Annotated in this window: 18 protein-coding genes and 1 tRNA gene; 1 reads left to right on the top strand and 18 read right to left on the bottom strand. The window is 31.6% G+C overall.

Annotated elements, in window-relative coordinates; genetic code table 11:
- The 6 genes from Q0352_RS06745 to Q0352_RS06770 form a co-directional block, all read right to left on the bottom strand.
- A partial coding sequence (locus Q0352_RS06745) for a glycoside hydrolase family 3 protein (RefSeq protein WP_299525568.1) occupies positions 1–1,640 on the bottom strand: 1,640 nt, incomplete at its 3' end.
- A gap of 211 nt (positions 1,641–1,851) precedes the next feature.
- On the bottom strand, positions 1,852–2,754 hold the full coding sequence (locus Q0352_RS06750) for a glycoside hydrolase family 16 protein (RefSeq protein WP_299525571.1): 903 nt from the start codon (positions 2,752–2,754) through the stop codon (positions 1,852–1,854).
- Positions 2,755–2,775: 21 nt separating this feature from the next.
- Positions 2,776–4,062: a glycoside hydrolase family 5 protein gene (locus Q0352_RS06755; RefSeq protein WP_299525573.1), complete on the bottom strand. Its 1,287-nt coding sequence runs from the start codon at positions 4,060–4,062 to the stop codon at positions 2,776–2,778.
- Positions 4,063–4,173: 111 nt separating this feature from the next.
- Positions 4,174–4,968, bottom strand: coding sequence for a hypothetical protein (locus Q0352_RS06760; RefSeq protein ID WP_299525576.1), 795 nt, complete (start codon positions 4,966–4,968; stop codon positions 4,174–4,176).
- Positions 4,969–4,993: 25 nt separating this feature from the next.
- Positions 4,994–6,703 carry a RagB/SusD family nutrient uptake outer membrane protein gene (locus Q0352_RS06765; RefSeq protein WP_299525579.1) on the bottom strand — a complete coding sequence of 570 codons (1,710 nt, stop codon included), beginning with the start codon at positions 6,701–6,703 and terminating at the stop codon, positions 4,994–4,996.
- Positions 6,704–6,721: 18 nt separating this feature from the next.
- A complete protein-coding gene (locus tag Q0352_RS06770; protein ID WP_299525582.1) occupies positions 6,722–9,937 on the bottom strand; it encodes a TonB-dependent receptor in 3,216 nt (1,071 codons plus the stop codon).
- 170 nt (positions 9,938–10,107) lie between these two features.
- Here Q0352_RS06770 and Q0352_RS06775 point away from each other — a divergent pair, with 170 nt between their 5' ends.
- Complete coding sequence (locus tag Q0352_RS06775; RefSeq protein ID WP_299525585.1) at positions 10,108–10,980, top strand: AraC family transcriptional regulator; 873 nt, start codon at positions 10,108–10,110, stop codon at positions 10,978–10,980.
- 73 nt (positions 10,981–11,053) lie between these two features.
- Here the strand turns inward: Q0352_RS06775 and Q0352_RS06780 are convergent, their stop codons facing one another.
- The 12 genes from Q0352_RS06780 to Q0352_RS06835 form a co-directional block, all read right to left on the bottom strand.
- Positions 11,054–13,489 carry a glycosyl transferase gene (locus Q0352_RS06780; RefSeq protein WP_299525588.1) on the bottom strand — a complete coding sequence of 812 codons (2,436 nt, stop codon included), beginning with the start codon at positions 13,487–13,489 and terminating at the stop codon, positions 11,054–11,056.
- 27 nt (positions 13,490–13,516) lie between these two features.
- Positions 13,517–15,121 carry an MFS transporter gene (locus tag Q0352_RS06785; RefSeq protein WP_299525591.1) on the bottom strand — a complete coding sequence of 535 codons (1,605 nt, stop codon included), beginning with the start codon at positions 15,119–15,121 and terminating at the stop codon, positions 13,517–13,519.
- A gap of 799 nt (positions 15,122–15,920) precedes the next feature.
- On the bottom strand, positions 15,921–17,462 hold the full coding sequence (locus tag Q0352_RS06790) for a Fic family protein (RefSeq protein WP_299525594.1): 1,542 nt from the start codon (positions 17,460–17,462) through the stop codon (positions 15,921–15,923).
- A 191-nt stretch (positions 17,463–17,653) separates the two neighbouring features.
- Complete coding sequence (locus tag Q0352_RS06795) at positions 17,654–18,934, bottom strand: site-specific integrase (protein WP_299525597.1); 1,281 nt, start codon at positions 18,932–18,934, stop codon at positions 17,654–17,656.
- Positions 18,935–19,146: 212 nt separating this feature from the next.
- Positions 19,147–19,221 (bottom strand) — tRNA-Val (locus tag Q0352_RS06800).
- A gap of 127 nt (positions 19,222–19,348) precedes the next feature.
- Complete coding sequence (locus Q0352_RS06805) at positions 19,349–20,152, bottom strand: hypothetical protein (protein ID WP_299525600.1); 804 nt, start codon at positions 20,150–20,152, stop codon at positions 19,349–19,351.
- A 303-nt stretch (positions 20,153–20,455) separates the two neighbouring features.
- The gene (locus tag Q0352_RS06810; RefSeq protein ID WP_299525603.1) at positions 20,456–21,673 is read right to left on the bottom strand and encodes a folylpolyglutamate synthase/dihydrofolate synthase family protein; all 1,218 of its coding nucleotides are present in this window, start codon (positions 21,671–21,673) and stop codon (positions 20,456–20,458) included.
- 6 nt (positions 21,674–21,679) lie between these two features.
- A complete protein-coding gene (locus Q0352_RS06815) occupies positions 21,680–22,564 on the bottom strand; it encodes an energy transducer TonB (protein ID WP_299525606.1) in 885 nt (294 codons plus the stop codon).
- 1 nt (position 22,565) lies between these two features.
- A complete protein-coding gene (locus Q0352_RS06820) occupies positions 22,566–22,958 on the bottom strand; it encodes a biopolymer transporter ExbD (RefSeq protein ID WP_299525609.1) in 393 nt (130 codons plus the stop codon).
- Positions 22,959–23,027: 69 nt separating this feature from the next.
- Entirely contained in the window at positions 23,028–23,720 is a 693-nt protein-coding gene (locus tag Q0352_RS06825; RefSeq protein ID WP_299525612.1) for a MotA/TolQ/ExbB proton channel family protein, read from the bottom strand.
- Between the two features lie 109 nt (positions 23,721–23,829).
- On the bottom strand, positions 23,830–25,197 hold the full coding sequence (gene nhaD, locus Q0352_RS06830; RefSeq protein WP_299525614.1) for a sodium:proton antiporter NhaD: 1,368 nt from the start codon (positions 25,195–25,197) through the stop codon (positions 23,830–23,832).
- A gap of 10 nt (positions 25,198–25,207) precedes the next feature.
- Positions 25,208–26,440: a Glu/Leu/Phe/Val dehydrogenase dimerization domain-containing protein gene (locus Q0352_RS06835; protein ID WP_299525617.1), complete on the bottom strand. Its 1,233-nt coding sequence runs from the start codon at positions 26,438–26,440 to the stop codon at positions 25,208–25,210.
- Between the last annotated feature and the right edge of the window lie 35 nt (positions 26,441–26,475).

Genomic DNA, 26,475 nt, shown 5'->3' on the forward strand with positions numbered 1-26,475 from the left:
ATTACATCTGCTAATGCATGTCCTGCTTCACTTCCTAAATACCATGCTTGCATTAAGGCATTTACTTTTGACAACCATGGCATAGAAACAGCATTCCCACTTACCATAACAACTCCAATGTTATCATTCACTTTAATTAATTCATTCAAAAGATCTTCTTGTCCAAAAGGAAGACCAAAATCTAACCTGTCTCCTCCTTCACAATCTTGATGATGATTTTTATTTAAACCTCCAAAAAATAAAACTACATCTGCTTTCGAAGCTGCCACTATAGCTTCTTGTTTTAATACTTCAGCATCTAAATCTGAAGGTATAACACGACCATAAGCCGACGGTCCGGAAGCATATCCTAAAGCGTGAATTATGGTTGCGTCCTTAAATCTTTCTTGTAATCCTTGAAGAGGTGATATTTCATTTTTCGCTTTCAACTCAGAAGAACCTCCACCAGGGGTCATTTTACGAGTTGCATTTTCTCCTATTACTGCAATGGTGATTTTTTTTGTTGGGTCTATGGGGAAAAATGAGTTGGTATTTTTTAATAATACAATTCCTTCACTTGCCACTTCACGAGCTACTGAAAGATGTTCAATATTATTAATTCTTCCAAATCCGCGTTTTGTATTCATAGTTGTTCTAAACATCAAACGTAAAATTCTACGAACTTTATCATCTAAATGCTTTTCTTCAACTTCTCCTTTTTCAATTAAATTCAAAAATGGTAAGGCTAAATAATAATTATCATACGCATTTTTAGTAGAAGTTGTTAAACCATCGGTACCTGTTCCCATCTCCATATCCAAACCATAAAGCGCTGCTTCCTTTGTATTATGAGCAGAACCCCAATCTGAAATAACGACACCGTCAAATGCCCAATCTCCTTTTAAAATTTTATTTGTAAGTATTTTGTGGTGAGTTGTATATTGACCTCTAAATTGATTATAAGCTCCCATAACAGACCACACTTTACCTTCTAAAACAGCTACCTTAAAAGCAGGTAAATAAATTTCATTTAGTGCTCTGTCACTTACTTTTACATTGATATGACCTCGCCATTTTTCTTGGTTATTTAAAGCATAATGTTTTAAACATGCAGCAACTCCGTTTTCTTGTACACCTTGAATGTAAGGCACCACCATTTTAGAAGCTAGAAATGGGTCTTCTCCCATGTACTCGAAGTTTCTTCCATTCATTGGAGTTCTATAAATATTAACACCAGGACCTAATAAAACATCTTTTTTTCTATAACGTGCTTCTTCTCCAACACTTACTCCATAATCTTTAGAAAGTTTTGGATTAAAAGTTGCTGCCAAACAAGTTAAGGCTGGAAATGCTGTAATATAATCATTAGTCCAATTGGCATATCCCCAATTGTCCCAATTAATTTCCCCTCTAACCCCATGAGGCCCATCTGACATCCATACTTCAGGAATTCCTAATCTTGGAACTCCAGGTGTACTGAATTTAGATTGCGCATGACACATTGCTGCTTTTTCTTCTAATGTTAGTAATGAAATTATACTGTCAATTTTAATTTCCATATTCTCTCCATTACTAACTTTATAATTGTTTTGTTGAGCATTAACTTTTAAATTAATTATTAAAAGACAACTGATTATAAAGAGGGTTATTAATTTTTTCATTTTGTAAAATTTATCATTTTTAACAAGCGTTATATTTTCTACTTAAATTATCAGTACAAATTATACTAACGACTTTTTTTAAGATTTATGAAACTTGAAAATCGTTTGTTGAAGGTTTAATTGTTCGTTTTATTTTTTAAATGTGAGCATAAATATTATGAGGTTATGACCAGTTAAATTTATATTCGTGATAAAACCCTTCATATTAAATCTATCGTTCTTGATCCTTTTTCTGATAAACCCTTACCCAGTCCACATACATATACTGAGGAAATGTTGTTTCAGCGGTAGGTCGACCAGCGTGTTTACCTCCAACAGCTATATTCAAGAGAATGAAAAATTCTTTATGAAACTCTGATAATTCATCTGACGAAATTGGCATTGATGCAAATTGCTCTCCATCAACAAACCATGCAATCCTATTTGCATCCCATTCAAATTCGAATATATGAAATGCATCGACAAACTTACCTTGTTCCAATTTGAAAGAAGACGCTCCCATCATTGCATGAGAGTCAGATGCATCTGCATAGTGAACATTAGCCTCAATAACACCATCATCCTTGGAGCCATATAATTCCAAAATATCAATTTCACCAGTTTGTGGCCATGGAGTGTCACCTCCGTTTTCGTCAATATTTGCGCCCAGCATCCAAAATGCAGGCCAGAGACCTTCACCGTGCGGAAGTTTGATCCTAGCTGCTATCCTTCCATACTTCCAGACCTGCTTATTTGCTGTATGCATTCGGGCAGATGTGTATTGATCCATACCGTGAGTATCACTTTCATGAACGGCTTTGATAACAAGACAATCGTCATCGATATAGGCATTTTCATTGCTGTTAGTATAGCGTTGCCATTCATCGTTAAAGCGTCCGGCTTCTTCCATTTGAAAATTCCAATTATTTAGGTCGATTTTGTCAGACTCAAATTCATCTGACCAAACTAATTTCCAGTCAACTCCCGGTTGGTACGAATCTTTATTTAGATCAGATATTGAGATCTTAATCTTTGTATGATCATCAGAATTATATTTTTTCCTTTTATTCTTACATGAAAGTAATGCTATCGACATTACCATGATAATTACTAATCTAGAAAATATTCTTTTCATTTAAATAATTTAATTGTTTAACTAATTGTGCCATTTTCTATTAATAGATCTTGTTAACTTACCAGATTCAGTTAGTTTATTATCATTCCAAGAACCATTAGAATTAGCCCCTTCCTTTACAATAGACCATTCTTCTACTTTATCATTTACAGCCCAACTACAATGGCTTATATCATTTTCTTTACACCACTTTATCCATTCTTCTGATTCCGGATCATTTTGTGTATATCCTATAGTACCCCATTCTGTTACAAATAATGCAATACCTTTATCTAAAGCAGCTTTTGCTCTATCTCTTAACCATTGTTTATGATGAACTGAGTAAAAATGCAATGTATATGCAATGTTATCTGAGCTAGTAATAGGATTATTTGCAGCTAAATCTACCTTTTGAGACCATTCTGGTGTTCCCACAACAATAATATTATCCGGATCAATTTCTCTAATAGCACTAATTACTGTTTCTGCATAAGGTTTAATTACTGTATTCCAAGAAACATCTAGCGGCTCATTGTATATTTCATAAATAACATTTGGATACTTTCCATATAAACTAGCCATTTCTTTAAAAAAACTAACAGCTTCTTCTGTATTATCTTCTGCATGGTGTGAATGCCAATCAATTATTACATAGATACCTTGATCTATAGCTGCGTCAACAATAACTTTTAATCGGTTTTTATTTGATAATTTATCGTCTAAATAGCCTCCACTATCTTCAACACCCATTGCTGCTCTAACAATAGTTGTATTCCAATCTAATTTTAACCAAGATACAACAGATGCTTTGTAATACTTTAAGCCTCCCCAATTATTATTTGTCCAAAAAAAACTGTTTCCTGCTAAACTAATCGCCTCATTATTTTTATCTACGATCTTGTTTCCATTTACTTGTAAAAGACCATGTTTATCTACTATAGATGTATAATCATTTACTTTAAAAGTTAAATTATATGTTTTTTTTGTTAAACCATCTTCGGCTGTGATAACTATCTCTTGAGAGTTTGAAGATATTTGTAGTTTATCCCCTATTATTTTATTTGAAGTTGCTCCTGATGAAATTAACATAGATTTGATGATCCCTTCGGTGGCGTCAAAAGGCATAGCTCTATCCATTTCAACAACATCTCCATTTATTGTGCAATTAAAAATTGAACTATTGTATTCTATATTGAAAGAAATAAGTTTTGCTGATGTTGATTTAACACTAAATGGATCTTGTTGAAAAATTTCGTCTCCATTAACTCCAGAAGAACATGAATAAATACTTGTTATTAGAAAAAAAATTAAAAGTTTAAGAGGTCTCATTTAATGTTATTTTTAGTGATTTTAAAGTGATAATTTATAATTAATAAGGGTTCTTGCTTTGTAGCAAAAACCCTTATTCAATTAATAAAACTAACTCAAAATATTAAAATTTTATTGTACTTTAAAAATCCAAACCCAACCAGTTCCACCTCCATTATTTGGTACATAAAGCACCATTTTATCTTCGGTAAGGGAAATAATTTTATATAATCCATCAGGATTACCTCTAGGTTCTTCAGCTCCTAATATATTAGGTCCATTTACTTTTAAAGTTTGATTGGCAACATCTAAAACAAAACTTCCGTTTTCAGCTACTGCATCTGGTCCTGAATAATAAGTGAAATTTGCTGCTCCGTTCAAATCAAACTTCATTCTTCCTTCAACATCTGCAGGAGGACAGCAAGTTCCACCAGCATTCCACCAAGCTCCTTGCCAACCATCAGGGTTGTTCGGAGGAGACATATACCACCACATATTTCCATCGCCAGCTACTCCATCAAAAACCCAAGTCTTTCCACCTGAAGTATCGTTACTCACAAGACTATACCAATCTTGATCCAACTCATTATCTAATTGATCAATCTGAACATTAATTGATTTAGTGAAAAATTCTTCACCTAAAGTTCCTGTAAAAGTAAAAGTCGCTTCCCCAGGAATTGGGTAAATAAATTCAACTCTATTTGTAAATGCTCTTCCTAAATTATAGTCCCAATATCCAGTAATTCCTGGTGTTACCATATTTAATTCAATTTTATTACCACCAGTTGTACTTTGTGTAGCAACCAATTCTACACCAGCCACATCAGTTGTATTTAGTAATATTTCTTCGTCAACTATTGGTTCACAAGCCGAAAACATCAGCACTAATGAAGCAATAAAAAAACTTGTTATTTTATTTATTTTCATCTTTTTAATTTTAAATTTAAAATTCTTACCACCCTGGGTTTTGTTCATAAATACCATTAGACAGTCTAATCTCAGTTTCAGGTATTGGAACCAACCCTTTCGTTTCTGACCTATAATTTGCACTATAAGTAGCATCAATTCCTGAATTTCTCACATCAACAGTTCCGTTAAACGCACTATCCACATCTCCCCAACGAACAATATCAAACCAACGTAATCCTTCAAATGAAAATTCGTGTAAACGCTCTTGTTTTAGTGCTTCTAAAGAGTACCCTATTGAAGGTAAATTTGCTCTATCTCTTACTTGATTCATTCCTGTTGCAGTTTCCGTAATTTCAGAATGCATTAATAATACATCTGCAAAACGCATAAAAATAAAATCTTGAGCATGCATTAATTGCATATCTGTATTCGACCAGTTATATAGCTGCACAAACATACCTATTACATTTCCTTCATCATCAGGATGTTGAATAGCAGTATATTTTTTATTGAAGAATCCTGTTTCATGATCACCTTTATCCGCTTCGTAACCACCTGTACCCTGTTCTTCATTTCCTAACTCAAGAATAGAACCTTGTTTTCTAGGGTCTTCGTCTTCCCAAGTATTCCATAAAGTTGGATTGATAGTACACCATCCCCAACCTTGTCCAAAAGGAACCATTGAGTTATCTCTAATTCCGGTAAACAGTGCTAATCTATTTGTGTAAATATTTCCATTACTCCATCCCCAATCACCAAAAGAAAATCTTTGGACAAACATTGATTCGTAATTTCCTGTACCAAAAGTTGGAGAATGTCCGTCTTGACCAACCCAAGCTAAACCTTCATTTTCCGCCCAAGGTAACACTGTGCTCCCTTTAGATTCATTAACATAAGAATATGGCCATAAATTTCTAAAATCACTAGCCAAAGCATATCCGCTATTTCCAATACAATCATCTAAATATGCCGCAACGTCAGAAGAGCTTAAAGATCCTCCTTCAACTAATGGCAAATCGGAAGTTGATTGCCCTTCGATGTTTGTCATATAGCCTGTATAATATAAATATACACGACCCAAATAGGCTTCAGCAATCCATTTATTAGCATGTCCATAATCCGACGTTGGAATACTTGGAAATGCTGTATTTGGCATAGTTTCAATTGCCAATTTCAAGTCAGATGCTATTTGAGAAAATGTTTCAGTATACGTAGATCTTGCAACATCCTTAGGATCATCGATTGCTATAATTAATGGTACACCACCAAAAAATTTAGCCAACCTAAAGTAAAAGAATGCTCTCATAAATAAGGCCTCACCTATTACCTGATTTTTAAATAAAATTGCTTCTTCTGGGCTATCAAAATAGGTTGAAAAATCTGCTTCAGCTGTTTTTTCAATAATGGCATTTGCTCGGGCAATACCGTTATAAGATTGTGTCCACATATCACGATAAGTATCTTCAGTTGGATCTTCAAAATTATCAACATATTTTGCTGATTTATCATCAGGGCCACCTCCACCTAACATCATGTCAGACATTAAATTTGCAGCTACAGATTCGTTACTATGAACTCCAGCAGTATAGATTGCATTATATACACCAGCCATTGCTTCTTCAATATCTGATGGAGTACTATAATAAGTGTCTAAATTTTTTCCGTAAAGGTTATTTGTGTCTAAGAACTCTTCACCACAACTAGTTGCAACAACCATTGCAACAATAGCTATAATATATTTTAGTTTTTTCATTGTTTTCTTTTTTAAATATTAAAAATCAAGACTCAATCCAAACATTACAGTTCTTGCTTGCGGATATAATCCTAAATCCACTCCAGAAGCCCAATTAGCATCGTGACCAAAACGAACCTCAGGATCCATACCATCATACTTAGTAAATGTATACAAATTACTTATTGCTGCATATACTTTTAGATTGGTAATAGCGGCAAGATCAGCAAGTTTATCTCCAAACTCATAACCAACTGTTAAGTTGTTAATTCTCAAATAATCAGCATCTTGCATAAAAATATCAGAAATAAAATTTGTATTTCTGTGAGATGAAGAACTTAAACGTGGTAATTTATTTGAAGTTCCTTCTCCATGCCACCGATTAAAAATATCAGAAGTATAATTTTGATCGGGTCTGTCAGCAAATGAACGGTACGATTGCATCACTTGCATTCCGAATTTTCCAGATAAAGTTGTATTTGCATAAAATCCTTTGTAAGCTACATTTAATTGTAATCCCATTTCAAAATCTGGATTAGGATCTCCTAAGAATGTTTTATCAGCTTCATCAATAAGGCCATCTTGATTTTGATCAACAAAACGTACATCACCAGGACGTTGATCATCAAAATAAGGATCTCCACTTGGTGTTATGTAAGCATCAACCTCATCTTGATTTTGTAATATTCCATTAGCTTGATAACCATAGAAAAATCCAATTGGTTGCCCAACTTCAACTCTTGATATTGATGCCGTACTTTGTGATAACACATGACCTGGACCATGAATTATACCATCTGTATTTGCAATTCTAGTTACTTCATTCTTATTATGAGATCCTGTTAATGTAACTCCATAGCTAAAATCTCCTAAATTCTCTTTCCAGTTTAAAACAAGTTCAATCCCGGTATTTTCAATGTCACCACCATTCACATATGGTGCTCCTGCACCTGAAGTACCTAAAATAGGAGCTTCTAATAACCAATCTCTTGTAGTTTTCTTATACCAATCAAAAGTTACTCCTAATCTTGAATTTAATAATTCAGCATCAAAACCAATGTTTAGCTGCTCAGAAGTTTCCCATTTAACATCAGGATTTGTTACTCTTTCAGGGTATGAAGTCACACCAGAAACGGGCTTAGTATCACCAAAGAAGTATCCTGGAAATACGTATGCAATTTGAGATGAGTAGATAAAGTTTGGAATGGATTGATTACCATTTTGCCCCCAACTTGTACGTATTTTAGCAAAATCAATTATGTCAGATTCACCTTCCATAAAATCTTCTTTTGTCAAAATCCAACCTGCAGATACTGAAGGAAAGGTTCCCCACCTGTTTCCCTCGGCAAAATTAGAAGATCCATCAGCACGTACGGTTGCAGAAAATAAATATTTCTCCTGATAATCGTACTGTGCTCTAGCTATGTAAGAAAGTAAACCACCTCCACCTGCAGCATAATCAGCTCCCCAAGTGTTTATATCATTAATACTCTCAGGTCCCATTGTATTGTTTAGGTAAGCAAAATCTGGTTGCCCTGGAAATAATAAATTATTTCTTGATCCTCCTACTGATGTATTTATTTGGTTTTTGAACAATTCAGTACCTATTAATGCATTTATTTTGTGATCACCAAATTGACGATCGTAGGAAGCTGTTGTTGTCCAAGTCCAGTTATTTCCAAAATATTGACTTTGTTGAGCCCCATCTACGTAATCAGTATAAAATTGACCTAAATGATATGTTGGGTTCATAGACCTACTATGTCCAAACCAAGAATCAATACCATATGAAGTTCTTAATTTCAAATCTTCAATTGGTTCGATTTCAAGAAATACATTCCCTATAATTTTATTTCCTTTATTGTAATTGTAATTATGTCTGTAATACATTACAGCTAATGGATTTGCTTGACCATTAGCTAAACCATCAAGTGTAGGGGTAAAACCAAATGGACTCACGTTACTATCAATGGCTTGTTGCCAATATGCTGGCTGCAATGGATTTTGAACTAATGCATTATGCAAGTCATTATAATAAATATTTCCTGATGCAACATTTCTGTTTTTTGTATTTGTATAGGTGAAGTTTTCCCCAACAGTAATTATATTATGATTATTATTCTTTTTCAACACCATTTCAGTATTCATTCTAGCAGTAAATCTTTTATATCCTGCCCCTGTAATATCACCTCCAATAATACCTTCTTGGTCTAAATAAGAGGCTCCCAATGAGTAAGTTGTATTTTCACTACCTCCAGTAATATTAATAGCATGACTTTGTACTACCGCATCATCTTTACTCATTTCATTAATCCAGTTCGTACCTTTCCAACCATTTTGAAGTTTTTCCCAAATTTCATCTCCCAATTGAGTTCCTAAACCAGGATAATTAGACTCTAACCAAGAATTATTTGAAATCATTGATTGCCAATCATTTGGTGCCAAACCATCATTTACACGACCTTCATCCATTATATACATATACTCTTGCGCATTCAATGGGTCTAAATTTTTGTAAGTATTTTGAATACCAAAGTAAGTATCATAGCTTATTTTTGCTGGACTACCTTTACGTCCTTTTACAGTAGTAACTAAAACAACTCCATTTGCGGCTCTTGATCCGTAAATTGCAGCTGAGGCTGCATCTTTTAAAACATCAATAGATTGAATATCTGATGAGTTTAAGTAATCTATGTCTCCAACAGCAACACCGTCAACAATATACAAAGGGTTTGAGTTTCCAATGGTACCCAATCCACGAATTGTAACCTTGGTTCCTGCTCCAGGTTGACCATCATTTCTTGTAATACTTACCCCAGCTGTTGTACCCTGTAAGGCTGCCATAGCTGTCCCTGTGTTTAGGGCAGCAATATCCTCACCTTTAATATTTACACCAGCTCCAGTAATTAAAGTCTTTTTTTGCACACCATAACCAACAACAACAACCTCATCTAATGCGTTTGCATCTTCAACTAGTAAAATATTAATTTTGACCCTACCTTCAAGAAATACTTCTTTAGTAACATAGCCTATATAGCTAATTTGTAAAATGGCATCTGTACTTACATTTTCCAACTTAAAATTCCCGTCGAAATCTGAAGTAGTACCATTGATTGTGCCTTTAACAACAATACTAGCTCCTGGTAAGAGCCCATTAGCATCAGACACTGTTCCGGAAATACTTTGTGCTTGTGCATATGTACACAGCGATAAAAATATTAGGAAAAAGAATCTTTTTAAAATTTGATTTTTCATAAAATATTTGATTTAATTATTCTTTTGCTTTGTACTAAGTTCATTTTAATTACTTCAATACATCTACAAAATTATGCATGATGTTAATGATATGTTAATAGAATATTGTCACTTTTTTATATATTTACGACAATATTCATAGAAGACAGATAAAATAACACATTAAATGTATGATTGATAATGCCCACCGAGAAATTACTCGTTTAATTCCCGAAGATAGTTTTTTGGTTGAAGAAAGAGTTAAAGATGATTTTGATTTTCCAATTCATTTTCACCCAGAATATGAACTAAATTTCATTTTTAAAGGAAAAGGTGTGAGACGTATTATTGGAGATCACTCTGAAATTATTGAAGATTTAGAATTAGTATTAACTGGTCCAAATATTGTACATGGATGGGAACTTAATCAGTGTACTTGCAAAGAAATTTATGAAATTACCATTCATATACATCAAGATTTACTAAATGAAAAAACATTAGCTCGTAGAATTTTTAAACCTATTAAGGATATGTTTAACAGATCTAAGCATGGGATTCTTTTTTCAAGAGAAACTACTATAAAAATGATGCCAAGATTAATGGCACTTACTAGAATTTCAGATATTGAATATTACTTAGAATTTATATCAATTTTAAACGATTTAGGTAATTCCGATAATCAAAGAATGCTTTCAAATTCGAGTGCTGAAAAAGAAGATTTTCATAATAGTGATAAAATTAAAAAAGTGTATGAATATATTCAGGAAAATTTCAATAAAACAATAACCTTAAATGAAATTTCTGAATTGGTAAATATGAGTCCTGTAACTTTTAACCGATTTATTAAAAGTAGAACCGGAAAAACATTTATCACCTATATAAATGATACGCGCATTAGTTTTGCTTCTCGCTGGTTGTTAGATTCCGAATTAAGTATTGGCGAAATTGCATTTAAATGTGGATTCAATAATATTGCAAATTTTAATAGGTTGTTTAAAAAATCTAAACAATGCACGCCTAAGGAATTTAAAGAACAATTTGTTGGAGTAAAAAAGGTATTATAATAGGTTAATTAACTAAAAAAAACTCTCAAAGATAAAATCTAAGAGAGTTTTAATTAACAAAACTTAACTCAAATTAACCCATGATTACTTTAATTTCATGGGATTTATCTTTTTCTAAAATAGGTACTATATTAGAAGTTATTTCTTCTCCGTTAACAATTATTTTTTGAACACCCTTGCTAACATTATTTGGGTTTAAAACTTCAATATTATAGGTTGCTCCTCGAAATTCTCTTTTCATTTTAAATCCATCCCATTTTGCCGGAATACAAGGATTTATTGAAAGTCCATTATAATCTGGTTTTACTCCCAAAATATATTGGGTAATTGCATAAAAGTTCCAGGATGCTGTTCCAGATAGCCAAGAATTTTTAGCTTCTCCAGGCTTAAAAGCTTCTTTACCTGCAATCATTTGGCAATATACATAAGGTTCAACCTTGTGCAATTCAGAAATATCTTCTAAAAAACTTGGAGCAATTTTAGTATAATAATCATAAGCTTGATCTCCTCTTCCTATCATAGTTTCACCAATCATTACCCAAGGATTGTTATGACAAAAAATTCCACCGTTTTCTTTATAACCTGCAGGATAAGTAGAAATTTCACCATATTCAATTTTATATTCAGTAAATGCGGGGCTGTTTAATACAATTCCATATTCACAATCCAAATGTTCTTTTACTGAATCTAAAGATTTTTTAACCAAGCCTTCTTCTTTTCCAATTTCAGCCATAGTACACCAGCCTTGAGATTCAATAAAAATCTTTCCTTCTTCATTTTCATTTGAACCTACTTTTTTACCGTAATAATCATATGCTCTTAAATACCAATCCCCATCCCAACCATGTTCTTTCACAGCTTCAATCATATTATCTACATGAATTTGAGCTTCAGCAGCTTCAACAGTTTTACCAATAGTATTACATAATTTTACATACTCTTTTCCATATACTACAAACAAACCTGCAATCATTAAAGATTCTGCTTTTCCATCTTTCTTATTTCCTGTTGTTTGAAAAGATTCGTTAGGATCAGTTGAAAAACAATTTAGATTTAAACAGTCATTCCAATCGGCTCTACCAATTAATGGTAATTTATGTGGTCCTAAATTATTAACTACATGATAAAATGAAGCCTTTAAATGTTCAAAATGCGGTTTAGCTCTTGACATATCATTATCAAAAGGGACTAGTTCATCTAACAATGTAAAATCACCAGTTTCTTTAATATATTCAGTTGTTGAAAGGATTAACCAAAGTGGATCATCATTAAAATCTCCACCCAAAACTGCATTTCCTTTTTTTGTTAACGGTTGATACTGATGATAACAAGAACCATCTTCAAACTGTGTAGAAGCAATATCAAAAATTCGTTCACGAGCTCTTTCAGGAATTTGATGAACAAATCCTATTAAATCTTGATTAGAATCACGGAATCCCATACCACGTCCAATTCCTGATTCAAAAAAAGAAGCTGAACGAGACATATTAAAAGTAACCATACATTGGTATTGGTTCCATATATTCACCATTCTGTCTAACTTAGCATCACCCGATTGAATATTGATTTTACCTAATAAATTATCCCAGTAAGTTCTTAATTCATCAAAAGCTTCTTGTACTTTTTCAACCGTATCAAACTTTGCAATCATTTCCTTTGCTGGAATTTTATTGATCACAGATTTACTTTCCCATTTATTGTCTGCATCAACTTCTACGTAACCCAACATAAAAACATAATCCTTTTCTTCTCCAGGTTGTAATTCAACTTCAATATAATGTGAAGCAATAGGAGACCATCCATGAGCGATTGTATTTTTAGAATTTCCATTAGTTACAGCCTCTGGAGTATCAAAACCATTGTATAATCCAATAAATGAATCTCTATCAGTGTCAAAGCCATTTATAGCTTCGTTTACTGAATAAAATGAGTAATGATTTCTACGTTCCTTAAACTCTGTTTTATGATAAATTACTGAATCCTGTACTTCTACTTCACCAGTATTAAAGTTTCGTTGAAAATTGGTCATATCATCCTCAGCATTCCAAAGCGCAAATTCAATAAAAGAAAACAGTTTTAATTTTTTAACTTCTGAAGAAGTATTTTTAATAGTTACTTTTTGAATTTCACCCCAAAATCCTAATGGAATAAATTGCAATACTTCTGTTTCTACTCCATTTTTCGCCCCTTTAAACTTAGTGTAACTCATACCGTGTCTACATTCGTAAGAATCCAACGCTGTTTTTACAGGCTTCCAACCTGGAGACCAAACTGTATCACCATCTTTAATATAAAAGTACTTTCCACCATCATCAACTGGCACATTATTATATCTATAACGAGTTAATCTTCTGAATTTAGCATCTTTATAAAAAGTATAACCTCCACCTGTATTTGAAGTTAATGAGAAAAAATCTTCATTACCTAAATAGTTTATCCAAGGATAAGGAGTTTTTGGATTTGTAATTACATACTCTCTTTTTTCATCATCAAAATGACCGTATTTCATTTTTTAAAAATTTTAAATCTTAGTATTTTATTCTTTAAGCCTTCTTGAATTTAATTCTAATGTAATTTCATCAAGATTTTTTTGATTGAGCGGGTACAACAACATTAAACCTGCAGCAATTACAGTAATAATTGCTGGCACCCAACTCATTAACATAATAATCCCTGGAAAAGCGCCTTGTATTGAAGCCGCATCTTGTCCACTGTAATGATATGCGCCAAGAACTAAACCAATAATAGCACCTGCAATTCCGCCTCCAAATTTTGTAGCAAATGAACCTGCAGAGTATATTAGTCCGGTTGCTCTTCGCCCGTTTTTAAATTCTGAATAATCAGCAGCATCACCCAGCATTACAAAAAACAATGTTGGGAACATCGCAGCTGCAAATTCAGATACTATTCCAATTGCAAAAATTGCTTCAATATCATTAGGTCCACAAAAAGCTAATAAAGCATTTACACCACCCGAAAATATTAAGGCATATATAAATAAGTTACGTTTACCAAATTTCTTTCCTAATGGAGCTGTTACCATTGCACCAACAACAGAAGCAAGCATTAAACCAATCAAAAATGAAGCTGCCAATAATTGATTGTTTAAATAATGTGTGAAATATATAACTACAATACCTTGTTTTATTGAATTATAAATATTGAATAACAATCCAATAACTAATAAAACAAGCCATGGTTTATTGGATATTAGGTCTTTAAAATCTTGTTTTAAATTATTTTTTTGTGATTTTGGAGGTTGAATTCTTTCTTTAGTTGTATAAAAAGTGATAAACATTAAAATTGCCAGAAAAACAGACATCAAATACATTGAATTACTGTAACCTTCTTTTTGATCTATTATTGAAATGTTGCTTTCTGACAAACCATTTTCACCTTCAACAATAAAGGTGTATTTTTCATTAGCCTGCATTGAAAAACTCTTCCTATTGGTTGGAACATTATCTTTAGATGCTATTTCAGTATTATCCCAAGTAAATTCTGCTATTCCATTTTCGGTTTTAATATTAACATTCTCAACATTTTCAGAGGTAGAAACTTCTACTCTAAATTTCTCATTTTCTAACTTAGAGACTTCAATGTTTGGGTTAATATTCCCAAAATATGCCACTAAAAAAAGTAAAGCTCCTTGAACTAGCATACCTCCACCAAAAGCTCCAACCATTCTATAAGATCCTAAACTGGTTCTCTCTTTATCATTTCCAGTCATAACTGCCATCAAAGCGCCATAAGGGATATTATTTGCCGTATATATTAATGTAAAGAATATATAAGTGATGTAAGCGTAAACAATTTTACCTGAAGAACTTAAATCTGGACTAGAAAATAACAATGATAAAATTGCCGCAAGTGGGATAGCTGTCCACAAAATCCAAGGACGAAATTTACCGTATTTAGATTTTGTTCTGTCGCCAATGATCCCCATTAGCACATCACTTATTCCATCACTAAAACGTGCTACTAACATTAACACACCTACTGTCACTGGGCTTAACCCAAAAACATCTGTATAAAATATAAATAAAAAGGTAGCTACACCTCGCCAAGCTATATTTGCAGCTCCATCACCTAAAGCATATCCAATTTTCTCTTTTAATGATATTTTATTATTTACGTTCATTGATATATAATTTTAATAATTAACAAAAATAGGTAGATGAAGTTTCTCTAGATTCTAATTTATTAATTGAACATCAAAGTTAATTATCTATCAACAAATTTATTGGTACTTTTTTGTCTTTTACCTAACCTTTTTATATTCTAAATTTTAAATTAAAATAATCAAAAATTTGAAGAAATTTGAAACGTTTAATTCTGTAAAATAAAATAACTTCTAACTTAATAGTTGAAGGTTTATCTTGAAGGATAATAGAAAATAATGTTAAGATATTTGTTTTTAATTAAACAGTCTTAAAAGAATATCCGAGTAAATGTAGTAACTCCAACCTGTGACCTTAGTAGGGTTATGGGCCCGACGTTCACCAAATTCTCAACCTTTTTACTGGGCTCCCACGCTATAAATTTGCAAAATCGTGTTCCAAAACGTTTTCCGATTTTAGATTGATTTGTTATACAAATATTTACTCAAAAAAATAGAAAATATGGACTATTTCAAACATTTTTTTACTTTAAATTGATTTGACATTGCGAGTCTCCTTTTCTGTAAGTTTTAAAATGAAAAAATAGTTTTTAAAAAAATATGGACGCAAAAAATATGCGCTAACTAAAAAAAATATGCGCTCTTACAATGTTTTTACAAAAAACGTGCGCATATTTAATCTATCAAATCGTTTGAATTCTTGTAAATTATTAGTAAAAAGCAGACCGATTTCAACAATTTAACGGAGGGTATTTTATACATATAAATTTGATTAAACACTTTTATTAACTCATTGAAATGTCCAACTTTGCCTATTATTTTATTCCTCAATAAAAATATTCGAAAAATTTTCTTGAATTTCTTCTACCTCATTTGCTTTTAAAATTGAAAATTCTTTGTTTAATGCACGTTTTGATAAAACTCCGTTATTCTGTTCTAAAAAACGAACAAGCATCGCCACAGTTTTATCTGGCATTTCAAAATTATTATCTAGGTATTTTTTAAACTCATCGTATTTTTGCAAATAATTTACTTCGTTTGGAATTACTCTATCTAAAGTATCATTTACACAATCATATAAAAACTCTGCTTGTTTTGTAGCATCAAAATAACGATAAAAATCAATGGTTTCATTTGTGACTTCAACATTATGGTCTGCAGTTTCTTTCCATTGAATATAATCTAATAATGGATGGGAATAGTTTTCTAATACCTTTCTATAATCATCTATATGGTCTAAAATTGATGCTGAAACGGGAAAAATAACACCTTGTTTAGTGAATTCTTTTTGTGCTAAAATATGATGAATCAAATAACGATGTAAACGACCATTTCCATCAACAAATGGGTGTATAAACACAAAACCAAATGCAATAATTGCTGCAGCTAATACCGCATCGTAGGTTTCTTCTTGCACTATCGTATTTGTAGTTATTAAACCATTTAATAATTGTTCAACATTTTGCTGTTTGGCCGAAATATGATCTGGAATTGGTTCACCTGTAATTCTGTCGTGTTCACCAACAAAACCACCCTCTGTTCTCAATCCCATTTTAACAAACCTACTATTTTCAATTACTATTTGTTGCAAGCGTATTAACTCTTCAATACTTAAGTTTTTTTGACCAGCTTGTCCAATGGCTTTTCCCCAACGTGTAGCTCTATTGTTCCCAGGATTTTCGCCTTCAATGGTAAAGGATGCTTTTGAATCTTTAAGTAATAAAAAAGAAGATGCTCTTTGCAGCACATCTTTATGTACACTATTTAAAAAGATGTTTTTTTGTTCGGCTAAATTTGCCGCAATGTAGGTTTCTAATTTTTTAGTTTTAAATATTAGCGGACAAAAATCTACGGTTCCTGGAAGATTATTTATTATCTTATGCCTTGGGGATTCAATCCCTTTTATAGTATATTGAAGTTTTTCATCTAAAAGTGGTATGTATTTTCGCTTTTTTAAATCTACATGAATGTAGATTTCTTCTTTTTGTAGCCATTCATACAAAAACCAAATTTTACGGCTGTATTGCCCCATAGGTTCTGTATTTACAATTGATTCTATTTCTTCCTTTGTTATTGAATTAAATAGTGACTTAAATACCAATAAATTAATACCTTCATATTTAATCGCGAATACCAATTGTTTGTATAAATTTTGTTCTGGCTGGTAAGATATTGGAAATACATTCCAATTTTCTGCACTATACTTTTTACTTTTTTCAATAATTATTGAAAGAGTTTTAGGAAATGGAATTGGTAATTTTAAACTATCTATAATAGCTCCATAGCCGACTATCTTACCTTTTTCAGGAGTAATTTCACCTTGAAATATAGTTGTTTCTATTAATGGTATTTTCCTTTCCATTGTACTAACTTTAAAATTTAAAGTTAAAGATAACTAAAAAACGTGCGCCAAACCGAAAAAACGTGCGCATTTGTAATGAAATTTAAAAAAACGTGCGCATTTACTTTTTATCAATGTAACTTATCAAAAAATATTGGTGAATTATGAGCTCGAAATTGACCAAATTCTCAACCTTTTTACTGGGCTCCCGCCTATATATTTTTTAAATCATGTGCAGTTTTAGTATTACCCAAAATACTTTCCCGTTCTTTCAATGCTAGCATATCTCTACTTATTTTAAGGTCAAGCACTTTAGCGTAGTGTTGAGTTGTAGAAATATTTGTATGCCCAAGCATCTTACTCACCGTTTCAATAGGAACCCCTCTCGATAGTGTCACTGTAGTTGCAAAAGTATGTCTAGCTAAATGAAAAGTTAATGTCTTTTTTATCATACAGCCAACAGCAATTTCCTTTAGATAAGCATTTACTTTTTGATTACTAGCAACTGGAAGTAATTTTTTCATGTCCTCTTTTTGGGGATAATCAGCATATTTATTTAGAATTCGTTCCGCCTCTGGTAAAATTGGGATACTACTAGGCGTATCTGTTTTAGTTCGTCTAATTTTTATCCATTTACTCCCATCTATCCCCAATAATATATCATCATGAGTAAGTTTTTGAACATCTATATAAGCTAAACCAGTAAAACATGCAAAAATAAAAATATCTCTTACTTGGTTTAATCGATCCATCTCAAAATCTTTCTCAGACATTCTTTTTATTTCATCTTCAGATAAAAATTCTCGATGAACTATCTTTTTTTTCATTTTCCAATTTATAAAAGGGTCATTGGAAATATAGTCATGTGCCTGAGCAATACGCATAATTTTTTTAAAATTCCTAATGTATTTAAGAGCTGTATTATTTGCACATGATTTTTCAGACTTAAGAAAAAATGCAAAGCCTTCAATAAACTTATAATCTATATCCTTTATAGGAATATCTGAACATTGATAATTCAATTTAATATATCCTTCGAGATGATTATAAACCGTATCATAGCGCTTATAAGTTCCCAGTGCATATTCCCCTGTACTTATTAACCTAAATATTTTATCATTATGCTCTTTAAATAATTCTAGTAACTTTTTATAATTCTGATTTTTCCCGAGATAAGCATCTCGCAAATCAGTTGCGGTGAAAGAAGTTCCTTGCTTTATAAATTCTCTTTGCTTATCTAAAATAGCATTTTCAACACTTCGCATCAATTCGTTCGTCTCTTGCGCAATAGCCGATACACCTTTAACACGTCCTGCCAAAACATCCCATTTATCAATTGGAACTTTACGACTAATACTCATCTCTGCACGAGATCCATCTACCGTAATTCTGCAATAAATACCGGCTAAGCCTTCAGATTTTCCTTTGGCTTTTCTTATATGATACAATATGGAGAGAGAAAGACTCACTTTTTGTGCTAATTTTTCACTCAAGTTACATCTTTATTTTTACAAAAAAAAATTGCACCGCCAGTGACAGCAATCTTTCCCAGCCAATTCGGGAGTAAATGACCTTCCGAAAAATCACTCCCGAATTACTCCCGAATAGAATGGTTTTATATGGTATTATTTGATATTCTTAAAAATGAAAAAACCTGCAAACAGTACTGTTTGCAGGTTTTTGGTGGAATTTGTTACTCTTCCAGTGGGCAATGAGGGATTCGAACCCCCGACCCCCTCGGTGTAAACGAGGTGCTCTGAACCAACTGAGCTAATTGCCCTAAGCGGTTGCAAATATATAATATGATTTCTTATTACACAAAGCTTTTTATAAAAAAATTACACTTTTTTTTAATTAAAAATAAACTCTGAACCAAAATGGTTCAGAGTCAATATTTTAGTTGAAAATTATTTTGCAAGTTCAGGTACGTTGGTTAGTATATAATCCCCATGTCCTGAAAATATTTTACTATAGTCCTTAAAAAATTCCTTTCTTTTTTCTTCATCTGGCCAGTGTTGCTTAGTTAATTTTGAATTTTCATCAAACATTTTTTCAATATCTGAAAAATTTTCTAATGCAAAAACTTCAACTGCATCTCTACTATTTGCACCCCACCTATGTCTATGTGTATAATATCCTTTTATATAAGAATTTTTTTGCGTTACATTTTCAAAATATTCTTTAAAACCTTTCCCTCCTTCACCTAATTGATTAACTTTAACATAAAAAATCATTGGTTCTTTTGATTCTGAAGTATAATCTTTTTGAAAAGGCATTGTAATATATATTTCATCACTATGCATTGGGCTATAATAACTACTCTGTTTTTCGAAAAAAGCCTTTCTTTTATCCTCATCAGGCCAAGCTTCATCAACAAGTTTACTAGTTATATCATCTGACTTATCAATATCTTCCCAAGTTTTATAAACAGATACTAATTTAACTTCAGAATCATCTGGAGTGAAATAATGAAAATAAAAACCCGATCCAATAATTAAATCGTTTTTCATAGTTACTTTATCAAAATATTCCTGTTCTGTTTTTAGCCAATCCGAAAAATCAACATCTGATTCTGAACTCCTATGAGCTGTAGTAACCGTAATATAAACAGGTTTATACTCTTCCTTTTTCTCTTCTTGAGCAATTGTTTTTGTAGTAAACATAAAAGCAAGCATGAGCATTGCCAACAATAATTTTTTAATTGTTTTCATAATTATAATTTTTAGTTAGTAATTGGGTATAAAAAAAATTGAACATTAAATATATTAATCGTCCAGGCGGAGTTAATAGTTATTAATTTTTGAAAATCAAGATTCCCGTCAAGGATTTAAATTATATTAATTTAAGACACTAAATTATGAGGTAAAGTTGTAGCACTTTAGGGCGAGTAGCTATTAAGCTCTTATCAATACTATAAAAATTTAAGAATTGAATGGCACTAATATAGTAAAAATTATATTAATATAAAAAATCAACTATTTAACTACTAGATAGTTATATTAAATCCTGTATATTTACACTACCTCAGCCACTATAAAAGTGCTTCCTCCAACAAAAATTAAATCGTTTTTATCAGCTAAAATTAAAGCTGATTTATACGCATCTTCTACTGAAGAATAAACATTACCTACCAAATCAAAAGTTAAACATTTCTTTTGTAACTCAATTTCATTTAAACCTCGAGGAATATTTGGTTTGCAAAAATAATAAATTGCATTTTTGGGAAATAAAGGAAGAATTGAATTTAAATCTTTGTCATTTACAACACCAAAAACAATATGTAATTTTTTAAATGATTCTTGTTCTAATTGCTTAAAAACATATTGTAGCCCTTCTTTATTATGACCAGTATCACAAATCACTTTTGGCTCATTTTTTAATATTTGCCACCTACCTAAAAGACCTGTGTTTTTAATAACTTTTTGTAGACCCTCCTTACTATTTTCTTCTGAAATTTTATATCCTATGCTTTTAAGAATAGCTATTGTTTGAAGAACTGTTTTAATATTATGAATTTGATAACTTCCTTTTAAATCTGATATATAGTTATTTTCAATGGTAGAAGATGCTAAAAATAATGGTGATTTATGCTCTTTTGCTATACTCTCAAAAACTGGATATGTTTCATCTTGAAATTCTCCAATAACTACAGAAATTCCATTTTTTATAATACCTGCTTTTTCAAAAGCAATTTCAGGTAAAGTTTCACCTAAAAATTGTGTATGATCAAATCCAATATTTGTAATTACTGAAACTTCAGGAGTGATAATATTAGTAGAATCTAATCTTCCTCCCAAACCAACTTCAACAACTGCAATATCAATAGTATGCTTTGCAAAACAATTAAAAGCTAAACCTACTGTCATTTCAAAAAAAGACAATTTATGTGATTCTAAAAACATCTTGTTTTCTGAAATAAAATCAATTACTTCAGTTTCAGAAATTACTTCTCCATTTATTTTAATGCGTTCTCTAAAGTCTTTTAAATGAGGTGAAGTGTACAAACCAACTTTATAGCCCGCTTCTTGTAATATTGAAGCTATCATATGGCTGGTTGAACCTTTTCCGTTAGTTCCAGCTACATGTATTGTTTTAAACTTTTTTTCTGGGTAATTTAAATGCTCTGCAAAAGCTACACTATTTGTTAAATCTTTTTTGAATGCTGCTTTACCGTCTCTTTGAAACATTGGTAATTGAGCAAACATCCACTCAAGGGTTTCTTTGTAATTCATTAAAAATTATTGAGATAATGAGAATCTGTATTTTATAGTTCCAATTTGCTTTGAAGGAGCTGTTGCATCTGCGCTCCATTTAGTATTTAAAGCGGCTTCCTTAGCTTGTGATAATAAACACTGCGCTGTATTTGTTGATCCCTTAACTCCTGCAGTTGCCTTTATAACTCTTCCGTTTACATCTACTTCAATACTTACAACAACTAAGCCTTCTTCTGTACAAATGTAATTAGGTTTTGGTCGACTCACTGGTTTTCTATTTCCTAAATTATAATCACCATTGCCGCCACCGCCTCCATTTCCATAGTAACCATTTGCATTTGGATCTCCATTTATATTCCCTTTATCTCCAGCCTTTGAATCATTACCTTCCCCTCCTGTTGCAGTACCATCAGAATTATTTATTCCACCAATTAAAGCATCCAGTTTTTTCCTTTTTGCCTCCTCTTCTGCTTTTTGTTTCGCAATAGCAGCTAGTTTTACTCTTTCAATTCGTTCTTTTTCTAGCTTAGCATTTTTCGTGATTTCATCGGCTTTATTTTTAGCATCTTGCTTTTTCTTTATGGCTATTGCTTCTTCATTATTTTGTGTTGCAACATCTTCTGTTAAAGTTTCTGAAGCTTTTTCTGCAACTTCTGGCTCAACTGTTTCTTTAACTTCTTCTTGTTCTTCTTGAAGTTTTTCTTCTGAAGTTGATTTTAATGGTTCATTTGGTTGAACATCTCCTATACCAACATCTGAAGTTCCAAAATTTACAGCAATGCCATATTCTTCTGGTGGATCTAAATAAGTCATTCCAACAAAAAAAATAAGGGCTAATAACAAGCTCATAATTACACTTGTTAAAGCTGCTGATTTTCTTTTATATGTTGTATCTAAAAAACTAAACATGTTATTTTGGACGAACTGCTAATATTACTTTATATCTATTTCTATTTGCTATATCCATAATTTTTACAGCTTTTTCAATAGGCACACCTTCTTCAGCTCTTAAAATTATAGTTGGACTTTCCTGTTTTGATAAAATAGTTAACAAATCTTGTTCCAAGTTAGATTCATTCACTTTTTTATTATCAATATAAAAAGTCAAATTTTTAGTAATACTTACTGAAACTGCTTTTCGGTTTTCGGTTTTCCCACTTGCTTTAGGTAATAAAATATCTAAAGCGCTAGTTGTAACCAATGTTGAAGTTATCATAAAAAATATAAGCAACAAAAAAACAATATCCGTCATTGAAGACATATTGAAGTCTGGACTTATTTTATTTCTTCCTCTAATATCCATAAGTTATATTTTATTGAAAGATTCAAAAAATTAAAATCAAATTTAGATGTTAAAAAATTTAATCTTTATTTAAACAGGTTCGTTTAATAAGTCCAAAAATTCTACTGAATGTGCTTCCATTTCATAAACTACCTTATTAGTTCTAACAACTAAATGATTGTATTGAATATAAGCAATAATACCTACAATAAGTCCGGCAACAGTTGTTGTCATTGCTGTATATAAACCATCAGACAACATTTTAATATCTATTTGACCACCTGCGTTAGCAATTTCGTGAATAGCCACAATCATACCAATTACAGTTCCTAAAAACCCAATCATTGGCGCGGCCCCAGCAATAGTTGCTATTACACTTACATTCTTTTCGAGTTTATAAATCTCTAATCGTCCAGCATTTTCAATGGCAGTATTAATATCTGCTAACGGTTTTCCAATTCGTGAAATTCCTTTTTCAATTAACCTTGAAGCTGGTGAATTTGCTTGTGCACATAAAACTTTTGCAGCATCTAATTTTCCATGAGATACGTGATCTCTAATTTGATTCATAAAATTACGATCTGTTTTTGAAGCTGCTTTAATAGCAAAAAAGCGTTCAAAATAAATGTACAATGCAACGGTTAGTAAAATAACTAACAATGCAATAATAATTTGTCCGCCTAAGCCTCCATCCATAATTAAATTATAAATGGAAAGTGTTTTTTCCTCAGAAATAACTTCTTCCAAAACCTCTGTTGTTCCCTGTTGCAATATTAAAAGCATTAATGATTATTTTATGATTGTTATTTCTGTCTAACGAAATTACTGAATGAAAATTGTTTATATTTAAAATAAAAAAAACCTGAGAAATTTCTCAGGTTTTTTTTATTTTTTAGAATATTGAGGTTAATACTAAAAAGGAAATTGAACCTACTACAAAGCCAATTGCAGCTAACCAAGCTATATTTTTAAAATACCAGAAAAAATTAATTTTCTCCATACCCATAGCTACAACTCCTGCAGCTGATCCTATTATTAACATACTTCCACCTGTACCTGCTGAAAAAGCAATAAAATGCCAAATATGACTATCTAATGGCTCTTGGAACATTCCCATACTCGCTGCAACTAATGGAACATTATCAACTACAGCAGAACCTACACCTAAAAGCATAATTACTATATCTGTATTTGGAATTATAGTTTTTAAAGACTCAGCTCCAACAAACAATAACCCTAAAGATTCTAGAGCTGCCACAGCCATTAAAATACCAAAGAAAAATAAAACACTTGGCATTTCAATTCTTGATAATGATTTATGAACTGGGCTATGAAAACCGGCAGAATCATGTGCGTCATTTTCTAAAATATTTGAAATACTAAATTGTGATCTACTATAAATTTCTGCAAAAATACCTACAATTGATAATGACAACATCATACCTACATAGGGTGGTAAATGTGTAACTGTTTTAAATATTGGCACAAAAATAATTGCAGTCAAACCCAAATACAACATTATAGGTCCGTATTTATTTTTCAGTCCTTTATCATCTGTAATTATTTCTTCAATATCACCTTTAAAAGGCTTCATAAATGAAGCAATAAAAACAGGTAACACCATGGCCAATAATGATGGTATAATTAAAAACTCAATTAGTTTTAAAGTTGAAACTTTTTTACCAATCCAAAGCATTGTTGTAGTAACATCACCTATTGGAGACCAGGCTCCACCAGCATTAGCAGCAATAACAATTAAACCTGCAAACCATAAACGTGTGTTTTTATCTTTTATAATTTTTTGAAGAATGGTTATTAAAACAATTGTAGCTGTTAAATTATCTATAATTGCAGAAAGTATAAATGCTAAAAAAGCAAAAATCCATAATAACTTCTTCTTACTTTTAGTTTTTATATAACCTTTAAATGTAGCAAAACCATCAAAATAATCAATAATTTCAACAATAGTCATTGCTCCTAATAAGAAAAATAGAATTTCGGCTGTTTTACCTAAATGATGTAACAGTGTTTCTTCTAATAAATGATGCTTTTCTTCCAAAGAAAAACTTGAAAACCCTTCAATTAATTTATGTGCTCCAGAATTAAACCAATTTGGAAAAGTTTCAATTCCAAAAGCTACCAATGCCCATAAAATAGCCATCATAGCTAAGGCTGGAATTAACTTATCCAATTTTAAATTATGTTCTAAAGCAATTGCTAAATATCCTACTACGAATATTAGAATTATAAGTGTTTCCATTTATTAAATTTTAAATTAATTGTTTTAAAGCTATTTCAAAAGCTGTTTTACATATATTTTGTTTGCTATTACTTTTCTTATATATGTTTTCTAATGCTTTTTTTATTGTGTTTGATGTATCATTAAAAATTGATTCATCTTTCATTGGTAATTTTATTTTAGATTCCATCAAATATGCAAAAACTCTAGCTATTCCACAGTTTGAAATAAAATCAGGCAACAAACTTACCTTTTTATCTGTAAATTCCATAATTGGACCAAAGAAAATTTCTTTATCGGCAAATGGAACATTCGCACCAGGAGAAATTACTTCTAATCCTGCTTCAATCATTTTAGTAACTTGATCTTTAGTTACCAATCTTGACGCTGCTGCTGGAACAAAAATTTCAGCTGGTACAGACCAAATATTGCTATTCATTTCATCAAAAGAAATTAAATTAGCTGCATTTAACTTATTCCCATCTTTTTGTAAAAATAAAGCTGTCATTTCATCCATCGTAAAACCATCTTCATTTATCAATCCTCCAACACTATCAATAATTCCAACTACTTTAGCTCCTAACTGTGTTAAATAATAGGCTGAGGCCGAACCTACATTCCCAAACCCTTGTACAATAGCTCTTTTACCTTTTATAGATCCTCCGTAAATATTGTAGTAATGATTTACAGCTTCAGCAACACCGTAACCAGTAAGCATGTCTGCTACAGTGTATTTCCTTTCTAAGTCTGGTGAATATTTTTTATCAGCAATTACTTTTATAACACCAAATCGAAGTTGGCCAATTCTATTAATTTTTTCAGCCTCTGTTGGCTTAAAATGCCCATTAAAAACTCCTTCTTGCGGATGCCAAACACCACATTCTTCAGTCATTGGTATCACATCATGTATTTCGTCTACATTTAAATCACCTCCTGTACCATAATAATGTTTTAATAATGGAGTTACTGCTTTGTACCAACGTCTTAAAACTTCATTTTTCCGTGGGTCATTTGGATCAAAATTGATACCTGATTTTGCGCCTCCAATAGCTGGTCCTGAAACTGTGAATTTTACTTCCATAGTTTTAGCCAATGAAAGTACTTCGTTCATATCTAACCCTTTACGCATTCTAGTACCACCACCTGCAGCACCACCTCTTAATGAATTTATAACTGTCCAACCTTCTGCTTCTGTTTCTTGATCTTGCCAATGAAACACTATTTCTGGTTTTTTATTTTCGTACTTTTTTAATAATTCTTTCATTCCTATTATTTTATAATTATAAATTAGATTTGATG

Origin of the sequence: uncultured Lutibacter sp. (assembly GCF_937891065.1) — a bacterium.
GTDB lineage: Bacteria > Bacteroidota > Bacteroidia > Flavobacteriales > Flavobacteriaceae > Lutibacter.

Excerpts from the sequence above, each read along its gene's own strand:
- Q0352_RS06815 (WP_299525606.1), bottom strand. The coding sequence starts at position 22,564 with ATGTTTAGTTTTTTAGATACAACATATAAAAGAAAATCAGCAGCTTTA.
- Q0352_RS06770 (WP_299525582.1), bottom strand. The coding sequence starts at position 9,937 with ATGAAAAATCAAATTTTAAAAAGATTCTTTTTCCTAATATTTTTATCG.
- Q0352_RS06805 (WP_299525600.1), bottom strand. The coding sequence starts at position 20,152 with ATGAAAACAATTAAAAAATTATTGTTGGCAATGCTCATGCTTGCTTTT.
- Q0352_RS06750 (WP_299525571.1), bottom strand. The coding sequence starts at position 2,754 with ATGAAAAGAATATTTTCTAGATTAGTAATTATCATGGTAATGTCGATA.
- Q0352_RS06820 (WP_299525609.1), bottom strand. The coding sequence starts at position 22,958 with ATGGATATTAGAGGAAGAAATAAAATAAGTCCAGACTTCAATATGTCT.
- Q0352_RS06775 (WP_299525585.1), top strand. The coding sequence starts at position 10,108 with ATGATTGATAATGCCCACCGAGAAATTACTCGTTTAATTCCCGAAGAT.
- Q0352_RS06765 (WP_299525579.1), bottom strand. The coding sequence starts at position 6,703 with ATGAAAAAACTAAAATATATTATAGCTATTGTTGCAATGGTTGTTGCA.
- Q0352_RS06785 (WP_299525591.1), bottom strand. The coding sequence starts at position 15,121 with ATGAACGTAAATAATAAAATATCATTAAAAGAGAAAATTGGATATGCT.
- Q0352_RS06825 (WP_299525612.1), bottom strand. The coding sequence starts at position 23,720 with ATGCTTTTAATATTGCAACAGGGAACAACAGAGGTTTTGGAAGAAGTT.
- Q0352_RS06835 (WP_299525617.1), bottom strand. The coding sequence starts at position 26,440 with ATGAAAGAATTATTAAAAAAGTACGAAAATAAAAAACCAGAAATAGTG.
- Q0352_RS06810 (WP_299525603.1), bottom strand. The coding sequence starts at position 21,673 with ATGAATTACAAAGAAACCCTTGAGTGGATGTTTGCTCAATTACCAATG.
- Q0352_RS06755 (WP_299525573.1), bottom strand. The coding sequence starts at position 4,062 with ATGAGACCTCTTAAACTTTTAATTTTTTTTCTAATAACAAGTATTTAT.
- nhaD (WP_299525614.1), bottom strand. The coding sequence starts at position 25,197 with ATGGAAACACTTATAATTCTAATATTCGTAGTAGGATATTTAGCAATT.
- Q0352_RS06760 (WP_299525576.1), bottom strand. The coding sequence starts at position 4,968 with ATGAAAATAAATAAAATAACAAGTTTTTTTATTGCTTCATTAGTGCTG.
- Q0352_RS06790 (WP_299525594.1), bottom strand. The coding sequence starts at position 17,462 with ATGGAAAGGAAAATACCATTAATAGAAACAACTATATTTCAAGGTGAA.
- Q0352_RS06780 (WP_299525588.1), bottom strand. The coding sequence starts at position 13,489 with ATGAAATACGGTCATTTTGATGATGAAAAAAGAGAGTATGTAATTACA.